The following is a 14,728-nucleotide window of genomic DNA, read 5'->3' on the forward strand; positions in this document are numbered from 1 at the left end:
TCAGGGTAAACTAAGGAACCGCCGTATACGAGAACCGTACGTACGCGTGGTGTGAGAGGACAGATAGGGAATTAATCCCTATCTTCCTACTCTATCTATCCCAAAATTAAAATAGATTCCCTGATCTATTATTTAGGGGAAGTCATTGGCAGCTCAGGGGAGTTCGATTTTGAAAAGCCTTATTAAGATTTTTAATTTCTAAGCTCCCCATGCTTTACAATTTCTATTAATTAAGACTGGTAATCATCATCGTCATAGATGTTTTCATAAGAATTACCTTTGGTAACGAAAAACTCGCCGGTGACATATCTAAAATGCTTATCCAAAGCCGCAATTTCATCCAGGTCTTGTTCATTTAAATGAAGCCCTGCACTAGCGAGGTTTTCTATAATTCTTTCTTTATTGGTGGACTTGGGAATAACAGCGGTACCACGCATTTCGCTCCATTTGATTAACACCTGTCCTTCAGTGGCACCATGCTTTTTAGCAATTTTTTTTATAACTGGATTATCTAAAAGCGAAGGTTCATCTTTAGCTTTCATACCATCAGGGCGATCCCCGCTTCCAAGGGGAGAAAATGCAGTCATATGGATTTTATGCTTACTGCAAAATTCCAATAACTCATTTTGTTGTAAATAAGGATGTAGTTCCACCTGGTTCATTTCAGGAATATCTGAAGTTTCTTCCATTAATTCTTCCAATTTCATGGCACTGAAATTAGAAACCCCGACATGTTTTACAAGGCCTTGTTTTTTTGCTTCTAGCATCATCTCCCAGGTTGCTATCAGTGGGACTTCTTCTAAAGATAAATAATCTTCATCGTTCTCAGGAAAGCTGACATCTGGTTTAAAAGCTACCGGCCAGTGTATAAGATATAGATCGAGATAATCTAGCTGGAGATCTTTTAAGGTTTTTTTGAGTGCCGGAATTACATCTTCTTTTTTATGGGCATTATTCCACAATTTTGAAGTAATCCATACTTGCTCACGCTTAATTTTTCCCTCTGCAAATACTTCTGAGAAAGCTTCTCCCACTGCTGCTTCATTTCCGTAGGTGGCAGCACAATCAATATGCCTGTATCCATTTTTTAAAGCGATTTTAACTGCCTCTTTTACTTCTTCTTTTCCAGATTTCCAAGTGCCTAATCCTATCGCCGGCATCTGATCACCGTTATCAAATTTTAATGTTTTCATTTTCAGATTTTTTAAAGGAAACAAGGTTTCCTTAGCATTTTTTTAAAATTAATTTGCTTGAAATTACTAATAAATAAAAGCTTTCCGAAGATTTGAGAGCAGTTTAACCGAACTTTAATACAAACTAACGGCGCGGATGAAATTGTTCCATAATTTCCCGAAGGTGCTTACGGTCAACGTGCATATAGACTTCAGTAGTTGTAATGCTTTCATGTCCTAACATTTGCTGAATTGCTCTTAGGTCGGCACCATTTTCTAATAAATGTGTTGCAAAGGAATGTCTGAAGGTATGTGGGCTTATCTTTTTTTTAATTCCGGCTTTTTCGGCCAGGCGTTTAATAATAGTAAAGATCATGGCCCTGGTGAGTTTATTTCCTCTTCGGTTCAAAAACAAAGTATCTGAAGATTCCTTATTAATTTTTTGGTGAATTCGGACCTGGTCTTTGTAAATATTAATGAATTTTTTAGTGTAGTCGGAAACCGGAACAAAACGCTGCTTATTTCCCTTTCCTGTAACCTTTATAAAGCCTTCTTGGAAGAACAGGTCTGAAATTTTAAGTTCGGTAAGTTCACTAACGCGGAGTCCACAACCATATAACATTTCAAGAATCGCTCGGTTTCGTTCACCTTCAGCTTTGCTTAAATCAATCGTAGCTATAAGTAAATCTATTTCTTCAGTGGAAATAGTATCCGGTAGTTTCCGACCTATTTTGGGAGATTCTATTAGGTCTAGAGGATTATCTTTACGATAATCTTCAAAAACCAGGTAATTGAAGAACCCGCGTAAACCGGAGATAATTCGGGATTGAGAGCGAGCATTAACCTCCTTGGCAACTTCGTAAATAAACTGTTGCAGGATTTCCTCGGAAATATGGGTAGGAGAGACTATATGGTTTTTAACATCTAAAAAGTTGATAAGTTTAGCAACATCCAGCCTGTAACTGATAATGGAATTTTCTGATAGCCCGCGTTCTATGCGAAGATAGTTGCAGTAATCCTGTAATGCCGGTGCCCATTTCATACCCTAAAGATATAAACAATTGGTTGTAATCTTAGTAATACTTTAGGCTTGAATAACATTTTATTAAGAAGCCTGTTCCTACATTTGCTGTTGTAACACTAACAAAAATGAAAGTAATGAAAAAGTCGATTTTAATTGCAGTAATAGCCATTTTAGGTTTTAATACTGCAGCAAGCGCACAGGAATTCGTGTATTTTGGAGCTAAAGGTGGGGTGAATTTTACCAATATGTCTTCAGACGGATTTGATGATGAAAAAATGCAAACAGGATTTCACTTAGGTTTGGTTTCTGAAATCCCTTTAAGTGACCGGTTTTCCCTTCAACCAGAGGTGCTTTATGCAACCCAGGGAACAGAAGCAAACAGGACCTTTGCCGGCCAGAATTTTAATGGGGAATATCGATTAGATTATATTCAGGTACCCGTATTGGCTAAGCTTTATTTAATAGATGGCCTTTCCATTGAAGCGGGACCATCATTTAATTTTCTGGTAGAAGAAGAATATAATTTCGAAAGTGACCTGGCTGATGGGGAATTTGATCCGGAGGCCGGAAGTGCTTTTGAATTTGGAGGAGCAATTGGTGCTTCTTACAAATTTAACAATGGTTTCTTTGCCTCTGCCAGATATACCCAAGGATTTACCGATGTGTTTGATAGCGAGAATTGGGATGATGATGCTGTGAAAAACAATGGAATCCAGGTAGGAATCGGATTAATGTTTTAGGGTAATTCTTAAAGAACACCTATGAAATTAAAAGCGGAAATTTACTTTCCGCTTTTTTTATACCTGAAATCCTGTATTTCGCTGTAAATGTGTGTTTTAATTATTACTTGTGGTATCTTTAGAATAGAAATTAAAATGTATAATTATGAAACGATTTGTATTTATTGTTTGTGTTATGCTAATGGGAACCAATGTGATGAAAGCCCAAAGCGGATTGCGGTTAGGTGCCAATATCGGAATACCCTTAGGAGATGTGGAAGAAGTGAGTAACTTTCAGGCTGGTGCAGATATTGCCTATATGTTTGGCATTGCGGATATGTTATATGTTGGTCCTATGATCGGATATACACGATTCTTTGTAGAAGATATTGACAATGAAATTGTAGACCTTGATATGGAAGATCCTGCATTTTTACCTATCGCTGCCTCAGGCAGGATTGCACTCGCACAGGGGTTCTTCTTTGGAACAGATCTGGGCTATGCTGTAGGCCTGAATGATGGAAATGATGGGGGATTCTATTACAGGCCCCAAATTGGGTATAATTTCGGTAAAATTGGACTTATTGCCTCCTATAGTGGAATTAGCGTAGACGGAGATAATTTCAGTTCCATAAACCTCGGAATTGAATTCGGATTATAACTATCCAACCAAAATCACCCTTTGGAAAATAGAATCTTAAAAGTATAATGTTCTTTTTTTCTAAAGGGTTTTAACTATATCTAATTTTTTACCTTTACCAATAGAACTATCTAAGCGGTAAAAAATGAAAATAATGATCATCAACGGTCCAAACTTAAACCTTTTGGGAACCCGTGAACCCGATACTTACGGAAGTAAAAGCTTTGAGACTTACTTCTCTGAACTTCAGTTTAAATTTAAAAAAACCGAACTTTCTTATTTCCAAAGTAATATAGAGGGGGAGCTCATCGATAAAATTCATCAGGCGGATAAAGAGTTTGACGGGATTGTTTTAAATGCAGCAGCCTACACCCATACTTCAGTTGGTTTGGGGGATGCGGTAAAAGGTATTAAAACCCCCGTGGTGGAAGTGCATATTTCCAATACTCATTCCAGAGAAAAATTTCGACATAAATCCTATATTGCTCCAAATGCGAAGGGTGTAATTCTTGGCTTCGGATTGCTCGGGTATGATCTGGCTATTGAGAGTTTTCTAAATAAGGAATAATGGAAAAGGCATACCTGAACTGGAGTAGCGGGAAAGATGCGGCCTTGACCTTGCATAAGCTCCAAGAGCAAGGTAAATATTCAGTTGAAAAATTAATAACTACTGTAAATACGGAGTTTGACCGAATCTCTATGCACGGGGTAAGATTAGAATTACTTCATAGGCAGGCCTCCAGTTTAAACTTGCCACTGCATCAAATTAAACTGCGGGGGGAGGTCTCTATGACAGAATATAATCAGGTGATGGAGAGAGAAACCACAAATCTTCTTAAAGAAGGATTTACCCATAGTATTTTTGGAGATATTTTCCTGGAAGATCTAAAGCACTACCGAGAAAAGCATTTGAAAGATATTGGACTACAGGCAGTTTTTCCTCTTTGGAAAAGGGACACCAATGAACTGATGAGAGAATTTATAGATACTGGATTTAAAGCCATAGTAGTTTGTGTAAATACGGATAAATTAGATGAATCCTTTTGCGGAAGAATTATAGATAAGAATTTTTTAAATGACCTACCGGAAGGGATTGATCCTTGTGGTGAAAATGGCGAATTTCATTCTTTTGTTTTTGAGGGGCCTATTTTTAAACAACCCATTGATTTTAAAAAAGGAGAAATAGTTGTAAGATCCTATAAACCTGGTGAAGAATCAGAGGGTAATTGCTCTTCGACCGATCAAAAATCCTGGGATACAAGTTTTGTGTTTTGTGATCTGTTGTTGAAATGAAAGTTATAATGTTCCGGGCTAATTACAGCTTCCGGCCCTGTATCCCCTAAAACATAGAGATTTTTGGAATTAATACCGTATAGTGTGAATAAAAAGTCCCCGGAACTTGACTGTTTCGGGGACCTATCATTTAAGCTGGTATTTTCTAAATATGAATTACTTCATCATAGGCAGCTGCAACAGCCTCCATTACCGCTTCACTCATAGTCGGGTGAGGGTGAACAGCTTTTAGTACTTCGTGGCCCGTTGTTTCAAGTTTACGTCCAAGAACAGCTTCTGCGATCATATCGGTAACTCCCGCGCCAATCATATGACAACCTAACCATTCGCCATACTTGGCATCAAAAATTACTTTTACAAATCCTTCGGATTTTCCCGCGGCTTTGGCTTTTCCGGAAGCAGAGAAAGGGAATTTACCTACTTTAAGTTCGTAACCGGCTTCTTTGGCTTGCTTCTCCGTCATCCCAACCGATGCAATTTCGGGGGTAGCATAGGTACAACCCGGTATATTTCCATAGTCCAAAGGCTCTACATCCATTCCTTTGATTTTTTCAACGCAAAGAATTCCTTCAGCGGAAGCGACATGTGCAAGAGCAGGTCCGTGAACTACATCGCCAATGGCATAAATTCCATCTACATTGGTCTTATAAAAATCGTCTACAACGATTTTATCCTTATCTGTTTTTATTTTTAGGTCCTCAAGGCCTATATTTTCAATATTTGTTTTAATTCCAACAGCTGAAAGTACAATATCGGCTTCCAGATTTTCTTCGCCTTTTTTGGTTTTTACTTTGGCTTTTACTTTCTTGCCAGAAGTATCAACACTTTCCACTGAAGAGTTGGTCATTACTTTTATCCCGGCCTTTTTAAGGCTGCGTTCAAATTGCTTTGAAATTTCTTCATCTTCTAAAGGCACTACATTTGGTAAAAACTCTACCACGGTAACTTCCGTACCCATAGCGTTATAGAAATGCGCAAATTCAACCCCAATGGCTCCAGACCCAACTACAATCATAGATTTTGGTTGTTTTTCCAGACTCATAGCTTCGCGATAACCAATAACTTTTTTCCCATCCTGCTTAAGGTTAGGTAACTCGCGAGAACGAGCGCCCGTTGCTACAATTATATTATCCGCCTGGTATTCCTTAGTTTTATCATCTTTATCCGTAACAGCGATCTTTTTACCAGATTTTAGTTTTCCGAAACCTTCAATGACATCGATTTTATTCTTTTTCATCAGGAATTGAACCCCTTTGCTCATTCCTGCAGCAACATCACGACTACGTTTTATAACTTTTGAAAAATCTTTATCAGGATTCTCTAAACTCAATCCGTAATCTTCGGCGTGCTTTAGATAATCAAAAACTTCGGCACTTTTGAGAAGCGCTTTAGTTGGGATGCACCCCCAGTTCAAACAAACGCCTCCGAGGCTTTCTTTTTCTACAATTGCGGTTTTAAAACCTAATTGAGAAGCTCTAATGGCGGTTACATAACCTCCAGGGCCACTACCTAAAACAATGATATCGTATTTACTCATATTCGGATTTTTTATGGTGCTTAATAAACTTTCTTGGGGCAAACCCACAAGGATTTAAATAAAATAATTAAAAATGATTCGATGCAAGCATCAAGTATTTCAAAGCTCACTTTGGGGAGCGAAGTTGCGAATTTAAGGAATAATCACTTAAACTGAAAGTTTTAAGTTGGAGTATAGGAGGGAAATGAAAAAGAGGTGTACCAAAGAAAAATTGAAGCTTTTTTGTTTTGGAACCTACTTATATTTTAAAAATTCTGAACTCCAGTATAATTAATTTTTTGCTCTTTAAAAGCTCTATAATAAAAATACCTCATGAATTTCTACAACACGAGGTATTTTAGGAACTTGTTAAAGTCTTTATTGTGAGGGAAAGATTATTTAATCATTTCTACCTTTCTTACATCACTTTCTTTTAGATCCAGTTCTTTCATAACTGATTCAAGATTGGAGCTATCAAAATCCGCACTTGCATAGAACTTTGCTGGAATAATTGCTACCCTAAAGATTTGATCTGTTGTAAAATCCTCACTAAGACCACTTAAATCATAATTACCATCGATAAAAATCTCGGTATCTACAAATGTGTGGTTAGATACATATTGTATGGTCCCTTCATCAGTGAAAAAATTCTGAGGTAACATACTCCATTCATCTACATCGCTTCCATCATCTAGTTGTCCTATGGCATCTAAACGATAAATTATCACAATATCTGTTTCAAGAACTTCAACATCCGTAAAGTCCTCGAAGGCCAAAAGATCTGTAGTCCATAAATTAGCTTCTTCATCATAGAAAAAGTCTGAATTGATTTCGAATATAGTTGCAGTTGCCGCATCTAAGCCATCTTCACCTGGAGGGCCTTGTGGTCCTACTTCGCCATCACTAGAGCAGGCTGTAAATAAAAAAGTTGTCATAAATAAAATTGAAAATAGTTTTTTCATAATCATAGGTGTTAGGTTATTATTTGTTAAAATTTATACTCGCCGAGTTTACGCAATAGCGCTGGCCAGTCTCGGTAGGCCCATCATCAAAAACGTGCCCAAGATGACCACCACAATTAGAACAAAGAATTTCAGTTCTTAGCATCCCAAAGGTTTTATCCTGAATGTATTCAACTTTTCCATCTATGGCTTTATCAAAACTTGGCCAACCACATCCGCTATCAAACTTGGCTTCACTATCAAAGAGTTTTTCTCCACATCCCGCACAAAAATATGTTCCATCTTCAAAGTGCATATTATATTTACCGGTATGTGGTGCTTCAGTGCCTTTTTTTCTCAATACCCGAAATTGTTCTTCTGAAAGTTTTTCCCTCCATGCTGTTTCAGGTTTTTCTATACTATATTTTTTCATTTTCTTTCCTTCTTAATCATTAATTGCACAATAGAAAGTCCTATTGTTTAGCTGGTATAAAATCCATCGCGATTCCATTAATACAATGTCTTTTCCCGGTTGTTTCCTCCGGGCCATCATTAAAAACATGACCTAAATGACCTCCGCATCTAGCACAGTGAACTTCGTTTCTTTGGTAACCGAGTTTTGAATCGGTTCCATAGGCCACTCCACCTTCAATAGCACGGTCAAAACTAGGCCAGCCCGTGCCACTGATGAATTTGTGTTTAGTTTTATACAATTCGTTCCCGCAGGCAGCACAGACAAAAGTCCCAGGTTCATCGACTTTATTTAAAGGACTGGAGAATGCAGGTTCGGTAGCAGCTTTCCTTAAAACCTGAAATTCGGCGTCAGTAAGTTCCTCTTTCCATTCTTCGGTAGATTTTGTAACTTCAAATTTTTCCTGTTTCTGCTGCTTATCATCTTGTTTTTGTGCATTGCCCTGACAGCTGAAACTTAAGACTGCGAGCAAAATTGGTAATATCTTTTTCATAGCTTTTAAAATTTAATTGGTTTCTCCTCTTTTGATAAAATTTGGAGATTTACCCATTTTAGAAGCCCATTTTTGAGCTTTTTTATTTTAAAAGTACAAAGATTATACCGCGATGAACGTTGTGATTTTGTTAATTACCGCAGAATCACCTAAGATCCGGCGGTGTCCTAAACCCTTTGTGATATGTAGTTCACTGTTTTCTAGCGCTTTATGAATTTCATATGCTGAGGAGATTTCAACATCCACATCATTTTCATCATGAATAACCAGCGTTGGGATTTTCACTGCTCTAGCGGAAACAGCCCCAGAATAGCTATCCATATCGATATCGAATTTTTTATCAAAATGAGCTTTCATTCTTTCAGCAATTTTTCTATTCATTTTAAGGTTTCGGACAAATTCTTGAGTGATATGAGTTATGCTATTGGCAGTTCCTATAACTATCAGTTTCTTAGTTTGTAAACCTTCTTTTACAGCCCTTAGTGTCGCCATTCCACCAAGGGAATGTCCGACTACCGCTGAAAACGGGCCGTATTTCTCATCTAATAAATGTATAGCATCAATAAAGTCCAACATTATTGTTTTCTTACCGGGCGCTTTCCCGTGGGCAGGTGCATCGAAACTTATCGTACTATAGCCCTTAGCTTTTAATGTTTCAGCTACTTTTGCTAATTGCGTACCACGACCACTCCAGCCATGGACAAGCAGGACTTTCTTGTTGCTATTACCAAATTCATAGATCATAATCTCTCGATTAGTTCTTGGGATATCCACCTTGAGTTGGTTAGAATTTTCGTCCATATGCTTTTCGCGGTCCGGAAGTTTATATTTGAAGGGAGTTAGAAATAGTTGTGCAGCAAACCTGCTGGCCACAAAGGGGGAAATCCTGGAAAGTACCCTTCCGGTATAGCGAATATAATTAGGCACTAGTAATTGTTGTACTGGGATTTTATCTTTTTTCTGCTGATCCATTTTTTTAGAGTAATTAATTGCAATTTACATTTTTCAAACACCTGCAAGGATCTTTTGGAAATACTTTCTATGTTTGGCCTATTGGTTTGTGGTATTATTTTTGGATAGCTATAAACTGTTAAATGATGCTTAAAGCAAGAAGCAGGGTTTAATGGCTTTTGTAATTTTAACAAAATTAAACCAATAAAGATGAAACTTAAAAAATCAATTAGCGTGATTGCTGTTTTACTGCTCGTGGTAGCTTGTAAAACCAATCCGTTTACGGGAGAAAAGAATTTGAATTTTGTTTCAAACGATCAATTATTTCCTACTTCCTTTGAACAATATGATCAATTTTTAGCTGAAAATGAAGTTGTCACAGGAACGGAAGAATCGCAAATGATTAAACGAGTTGGTAACAAAATTGAAACTGCTGCGGAGAGATATTTAAATGCCAATGGTTATCAGGGTTTCTTAAAGGATTTTGAATGGGAATACAATCTGGTGAAAGATGAAGCGGTAAACGCCTTTGCAATGCCTGGAGGAAAAATCGTTTTTTATACCGGGATTCTTGATGTCGCTGAAACTGAAGCAGGAGTAGCTGCGGTAATGGCTCACGAGATAGCTCATGCCCTTGCCGATCATGGTGCACAACGAATGAGTGCCGCACAATTACAACAACTCGGTGCTGTGGCTGGCTCAATCGCCGTAAGTGGAAGAAGCCAGGAAACACAACAAATTTTTGCCCAGGCATATGGTTTGGGAACGCAAGTGGGAGTGATGCTACCCTTTAGTCGTAGTCACGAAACCGAGGCCGATAGAATTGGGTTAACCTTGATGGCTATTGCAGGCTATGACCCTGAGGAAGCCGCTGATTTATGGAGAAGAATGGCGGCTCAAAGTGATGGACAGGCTCCTCCGGAATTTCTAAGTACGCACCCTTCTAATCAAACAAGGATAAATAACCTGGAAAAATGGACCCCTGAAGCCAAAGCGGAAGCCAGGAAATATGGCGTAACCAGTTTTTAAAGATTATAACTTTTTAATTATATGAAAAGGCTGCCATTTAAGGCAGCTTTTTCTATTTTAGGACTTTTGAAAAAATATCCTGAAAAATGAACAAACTTCCCAAGGGGCACAAAAAATTACTAAATGCATGGGCTTTTTATGACTGGGCGAATTCGGTTTATAGCCTGGTGATTTCTTCGGCTATTTTTCCTATTTTCTATGGTGCGCTCACTATTATAAAGAATGAAAAAGGAATTATACTAAACGATAAAGTAAATTTCCTGGGAATAAATTTTAATAACGATTCACTGATAAGTTATGTAACCGCCGCAGCTTTTTTGGTTGTTTCTATCTTGAGTCCATTTTTATCAGGGATTGCAGATTACGTAGGAAACAAAAAGAATTTTCTAAAATTTTTCTGCTACCTGGGTGCTACCTCCTGTATTGGCCTTTTTTGGTTCGACCTGGAATTTCTATGGTTTGGTTTGCTTTGTTATTTTATGGCCCTGATTGGGTTTTGGGCGAGTTTGGTCTTTTATAATTCCTATTTGCCTGATATTGCATTTCCCAACCAGCAAGATAAAGTTAGTGCCCGTGGCTTTTCTCTGGGTTATATTGGCAGTGTGATTTTACTTGTAATATGCCTGGCGATGATCTTGAATTATGAGATTTTTGGGTTCGAAAGCGAAGCTTTTCCAACCCGATTATCTTTTGTTTTAACCGGAATTTGGTGGATCGTATTTAGCCAATATACATATGCCTATTTGCCTAAAGGAAATAAAAAAGCAATTTTTACAAAAAATGTTCTTTTCAATGGGTTCAGGGAGCTTCGCGGAATATGGATTAGCCTAAAGCATAACATTCAATTGAAACGATATTTAGCCGCTTTTTTTGTGTATAGTATGGCGGTACAAACTATCATGCTGGTGGCTACTTATTTTGGGATTGAAGAGTTGGAGTGGGGAGAACAAAATTCTACTACAGGACTGATTATAAGTATATTACTAATTCAATTAGTCGCAATTCTTGGGGCTACGTTAACTTCACGACTTGCCATAAAATATGGAAATATAAAGATCCTCATTTTTATAAATTTAATCTGGATCGCTATCTGTGGTTACGCTTATTTTATCGTAAGCCCGCAGCAGTTTTATATTGCTGCGGCCTCAGTAGGATTAGTGATGGGAGGGATTCAGTCTTTATCCAGATCTACATATTCAAAAATGCTGCCGGAAAAAGCAATTGATACTGCAAGTTATTTCAGTTTTTATGATGTCGCCGAAAAAATAGGGATCGTTATTGGAATGTTTCTTTATGGAATTGTGGCCCAGATTACCGGAAGTGTAAGAAATTCCATCTTGTTTTTAGTGATTTTCTTTATTGCCGGAGTGTTTTTATTACTGCGTGTACCTATAAAAAAACCTGTCACGAAGGACAGGATTTAGCAATTTTTTTTCTTCGAATAAATACTAATTTGATGAAATTGAACCTGAACCTGAAGTTTTAAAATCCTGATGCTTTGGATTTCCGTTATATGTGATATCTCCTGACCCCATAACTTTGGCTTTTAATCTGGAATTTGCTGAAACCCGGATGTCTCCAGAACCCATAACAGTGGCCTCCACATTGTCCGCTTTGAGGTCATAAGCTTTAAAATCGCCAGAACCTTTTACGTTAACTTCAAAATCCTGAGCTTTTCCACTTAACTGAGTATCGCCGGACCCGGTAATGGTAGCTTCTAAATTTTCTACTTCAACCTCTAATTTTATATCTCCTGAACCAGTAAGTGCAGTGCTAAAGTTTTTTGCATTAATTGTAGCGGAATTCCAAAGATCTCCTGATCCTGTTACTTCAACTGCATCTATATGGTCAAAAGGAACTGTTATTTTAATATTATTGTTTTTGTTAGGTTTTAAATTATAACCTTTTTTTACTGAAATTTTCAAAATATTGTTGTTTACTTCAGTAGTGATATATTCCTGAAGATTGCTTTCAGCTACAACGGTTAAATTACCTTCAGTACCCCTTACAAGTTCCACATCCATAGAACCAACAAGTGAAATTTCATCATAATCTCCCGTATTTCTTTTTTCGGAAGTCATTTCGCCATTGCCTTTAACGGTTTCGCTATTACCCCACCACTGGGCTTGTACAGGTGAGTAACCCAGGCAGGATACGGCTAAAATTAAAAAAAGTTTTTTCATGGTTTAAAGTTTATTGATTGATAATTGTTTCTGTTATTGTTCGTTAAAAGTTACATTCCCGTAGTTGGTATTTATAAAAATGGAATTTCCACTGTTTTCGGTAAGGTGATAACCTTCAATGAGTTTACTTGAATTTTCCTCGTGACGTTTTCTAATCTGTATATTCTCAATCCCTTTTACATTTGCGAAAGAGGATTTTACCCTAAGATTAAAGGGATGTTCACTATCATATCCCAGGTTAACGCCTGCATAATCGGTGTTAATCTCTACTTTTGAAACTCCTTTTAAAATCTTTTCAATGCTTAAGGAACCATAATCCAAATTAAGGTCTAAATATTCAAACACCCGACCTATTTTGGTGCTTAGATAATCGCCATTACCTACTATTCTTTTGGCCTTTTCAATATTTATACTGCCATAATCACAATTGAAATCCACCTGGGTCACCTTCTTTATCCTGGAATCGGTATAATCGGCATTTACATATAAATTATCGGCTTCTTCAACTTCATAACTGCTGTAATCAGCATTTATTTCAGCGTTTCTAATGTAGCCAATATGACTGTTTCTGGTATAATCAAATTTGAGCAGATTAGAATTTCCGTGAAGTTCACCAATATCGATCTTACCATAATCGCAGCTTATTTTTGCATTTCCCAGAAGTCGATCTATGTAAATTCCGCCGTAATCATTTTGAATATCCATGCTATTTCTTTCAGGAGCTTTAATCACATAATTAATCTCCATATTTACCTGACTAGAGTTATTGAAAAGTGAACTCCACCAGGACTGGTCTTCTCTTGTAAAATGAGTTTTTGCGCTTACCCCAGAGGAGGAATGATTGAATTCAATATGAATGTCTTCGAGTTTTTGTTGTACTTTCTCCTGATCGTCCCCATTGGTTTTAATATATACCTCTATAACCACCTTATTTTGATCCCAGGTAGAAATATCTACATTGCCATAGCTATTATCTATGGTCAGCATATCCGTCGGACTAACTTTATAAGATTTTGTGACCTTTTTTTCTTTAGTATGCCTACCGTTAAAATCGCCATTACAATAGCTTAAAGCGGGGATAAACAGCGCTAGTATTATAATATTAAATATAGTTTTCATCGCTTTGGTTTTTTAGGGTTTTTATATTTTCTATTTGATGGAGTACTTGGTTTAAAAGATCAATTCTTTGTTGGAAATTTGAGATCATCGCGTAGACTACTCTTTTATCATGTCCGCTCTTATATAAATCTTCTTTCAGTTTTATGTACTCTGTTTCTAGTTTTTCAAGTTGGACAAGCGCATCTTTTACAATTGTTTCCGTTCCCGGGGCATCCACCGATTTTAGTATTTCCAATTCATTTTTAATAAGCTGGGTGTAGAATTGCTGGGTTTCTTTCATTTCAGGAGAAACACTTGCGAGTTCGCCTGAGTTTTGATAGGAATTCTGACCAAAAAATCCTGCTAAAACCATAAATGTTATGGCTAGTAAGGCAGCCACCGATAGCATTGGCTCCCAAAGACTCCTTTTAAAAGTTCTATCATCCAAATTTTTGGTTTGGTTGTTTTGTTCTTCCAGCCTTTTGAGAAACCTCACTTTGTGACCAGAAGCCGGTTCTTTATTATCGAAATCGAGTTCCCTGAGAAGCTCGTCTATTTTATCGTTTTTCATCTTTGAGTAATTTCTTTCTTAAACTTTCTTTAGCTCTAGAGATCATGGTGCGGGAATTTGCGTAACTCAAATTGAGAATTTCACCAATTTCTTCGTAATCGTAACCTTCTATCAAGTGAAGCGTTAGGGCAATACGATAGTTTTCTTTTAACGAACTAAGCATTTTTAATACTTTGTTCACTTTCTCATCCTTAGAATCTTCATCCAGAATAATTCCTGCACTATCATCTATTTCATTTTTCAATTCATCATTGTAGGCTACTTCGTTTAATTTTATCTTTTTATTAAAAGCATTAATACTTAGGTTTACCACTATTCTTTTTAACCAGGCACCAAAAGTAGAGCTGCCCTGAAAACTATCTATTTTGGCAAAGGCTTTTAAAAATGATTCCTGCATGATGTCTTCAGCTTCAGCTGTATCGCATACAATACGCAGAGAAATATTATACATCGCTTTATAATAGCGCTGGTAAACCTCCATTTGTGCTCGCTGATCATTCTTTCTACAGCGCGCAACAAGATCATTGATATGTGTGATGGTTGGTGTCAATTAAAAACTATCTTGTTTCTATACTAAAGATAGCCTTGATTTTAATTTGTTACACTTTTCAAAAAAAAATTATAAA

Annotated in this window: 17 protein-coding genes; 6 read left to right on the forward strand and 11 right to left on the reverse strand. The window is 37.1% G+C overall.

From position 1 onward, the window contains the following. Positions 1–230: 230 nt before the first annotated feature. Both DET49_RS15075 and xerD read right to left on the reverse strand, forming a co-directional pair. The gene (locus DET49_RS15075) at positions 231–1,193 is read right to left on the reverse strand and encodes an aldo/keto reductase (RefSeq protein WP_133549156.1); all 963 of its coding nucleotides are present in this window, start codon (positions 1,191–1,193) and stop codon (positions 231–233) included. Between the two features lie 124 nt (positions 1,194–1,317). After that, the gene (gene xerD, locus DET49_RS15080) at positions 1,318–2,214 is read right to left on the reverse strand and encodes a site-specific tyrosine recombinase XerD (protein ID WP_133549158.1); all 897 of its coding nucleotides are present in this window, start codon (positions 2,212–2,214) and stop codon (positions 1,318–1,320) included. 116 nt (positions 2,215–2,330) lie between these two features. Between xerD and DET49_RS15085 the strand changes: the two genes are divergently transcribed. The 4 genes from DET49_RS15085 (at position 2,331) to DET49_RS15100 (ending at position 4,848) form a co-directional block, all read left to right on the forward strand. Beyond that, a complete protein-coding gene (locus tag DET49_RS15085) occupies positions 2,331–2,936 on the forward strand; it encodes a porin family protein (RefSeq protein ID WP_133549160.1) in 606 nt (201 codons plus the stop codon). Between the two features lie 145 nt (positions 2,937–3,081). After that, positions 3,082–3,576: a hypothetical protein gene (locus DET49_RS15090; RefSeq protein ID WP_166636589.1), complete on the forward strand. Its 495-nt coding sequence runs from the start codon at positions 3,082–3,084 to the stop codon at positions 3,574–3,576. A 124-nt stretch (positions 3,577–3,700) separates the two neighbouring features. After that, positions 3,701–4,123 (forward strand): type II 3-dehydroquinate dehydratase, encoded by a 423-nt coding sequence (aroQ, locus tag DET49_RS15095; protein ID WP_133549162.1) that lies wholly within the window; start codon positions 3,701–3,703, stop codon positions 4,121–4,123. Continuing rightward, on the forward strand, positions 4,123–4,848 hold the full coding sequence (locus DET49_RS15100) for a diphthine--ammonia ligase (protein ID WP_133549164.1): 726 nt from the start codon (positions 4,123–4,125) through the stop codon (positions 4,846–4,848). The genes aroQ and DET49_RS15100 overlap by 1 nt, the downstream gene beginning before the upstream one ends. Positions 4,849–4,993: 145 nt before the next feature. On the opposite strand, the gene lpdA is transcribed toward DET49_RS15100, so the two are convergent. The 5 genes from lpdA to DET49_RS15125 all read right to left on the reverse strand — a co-directional run bounded on the left by lpdA (position 4,994) and on the right by DET49_RS15125 (position 9,242). Continuing rightward, positions 4,994–6,385, reverse strand: coding sequence for a dihydrolipoyl dehydrogenase (gene lpdA, locus DET49_RS15105; RefSeq protein ID WP_133549166.1), 1,392 nt, complete (start codon positions 6,383–6,385; stop codon positions 4,994–4,996). Between the two features lie 374 nt (positions 6,386–6,759). Further along, positions 6,760–7,299, reverse strand: a complete 540-nt coding sequence (locus DET49_RS15110; protein ID WP_243729698.1) for a DUF2977 domain-containing protein — start codon at positions 7,297–7,299, stop codon at positions 6,760–6,762. 46 nt (positions 7,300–7,345) lie between these two features. Beyond that, positions 7,346–7,738 (reverse strand): peptide-methionine (R)-S-oxide reductase MsrB, encoded by a 393-nt coding sequence (msrB, locus tag DET49_RS15115; RefSeq protein ID WP_133549170.1) that lies wholly within the window; start codon positions 7,736–7,738, stop codon positions 7,346–7,348. 40 nt (positions 7,739–7,778) lie between these two features. Further along, on the reverse strand, positions 7,779–8,270 hold the full coding sequence (gene msrB, locus DET49_RS15120; RefSeq protein WP_133549172.1) for a peptide-methionine (R)-S-oxide reductase MsrB: 492 nt from the start codon (positions 8,268–8,270) through the stop codon (positions 7,779–7,781). 102 nt (positions 8,271–8,372) lie between these two features. Next, positions 8,373–9,242, reverse strand: a complete 870-nt coding sequence (locus DET49_RS15125; RefSeq protein ID WP_133549174.1) for an alpha/beta fold hydrolase — start codon at positions 9,240–9,242, stop codon at positions 8,373–8,375. Positions 9,243–9,431: 189 nt separating this feature from the next. Here DET49_RS15125 and DET49_RS15130 point away from each other — a divergent pair, with 189 nt between their 5' ends. Together DET49_RS15130 and DET49_RS15135 are read left to right on the forward strand one after the other, a co-directional pair. Beyond that, the gene (locus DET49_RS15130) at positions 9,432–10,250 is read left to right on the forward strand and encodes a M48 family metallopeptidase (RefSeq protein ID WP_133549176.1); all 819 of its coding nucleotides are present in this window, start codon (positions 9,432–9,434) and stop codon (positions 10,248–10,250) included. 86 nt (positions 10,251–10,336) lie between these two features. Next, complete coding sequence (locus DET49_RS15135) at positions 10,337–11,674, forward strand: MFS transporter (protein ID WP_133549178.1); 1,338 nt, start codon at positions 10,337–10,339, stop codon at positions 11,672–11,674. A 24-nt stretch (positions 11,675–11,698) separates the two neighbouring features. Here the strand turns inward: DET49_RS15135 and DET49_RS15140 are convergent, their stop codons facing one another. The 4 genes from DET49_RS15140 to DET49_RS15155 are packed head-to-tail and all read right to left on the reverse strand — an operon-like array spanning position 11,699 to position 14,652. Next, complete coding sequence (locus DET49_RS15140) at positions 11,699–12,433, reverse strand: head GIN domain-containing protein (RefSeq protein ID WP_133549180.1); 735 nt, start codon at positions 12,431–12,433, stop codon at positions 11,699–11,701. Positions 12,434–12,466: 33 nt separating this feature from the next. Continuing rightward, a complete protein-coding gene (locus DET49_RS15145) occupies positions 12,467–13,552 on the reverse strand; it encodes a hypothetical protein (RefSeq protein WP_133549182.1) in 1,086 nt (361 codons plus the stop codon). After that, on the reverse strand, positions 13,536–14,102 hold the full coding sequence (locus tag DET49_RS15150; RefSeq protein ID WP_133549184.1) for a DUF4179 domain-containing protein: 567 nt from the start codon (positions 14,100–14,102) through the stop codon (positions 13,536–13,538). Before DET49_RS15150 ends, DET49_RS15145 begins: the two co-directional genes overlap by 17 nt. Beyond that, positions 14,089–14,652, reverse strand: coding sequence for an RNA polymerase sigma factor (locus tag DET49_RS15155; protein ID WP_243729699.1), 564 nt, complete (start codon positions 14,650–14,652; stop codon positions 14,089–14,091). The genes DET49_RS15150 and DET49_RS15155 overlap by 14 nt, the downstream gene beginning before the upstream one ends. Positions 14,653–14,728: the final 76 nt, after the last annotated feature.

This window comes from Salegentibacter sp. 24 (assembly GCF_004362395.1).
Classification (GTDB): domain Bacteria; phylum Bacteroidota; class Bacteroidia; order Flavobacteriales; family Flavobacteriaceae; genus Salegentibacter.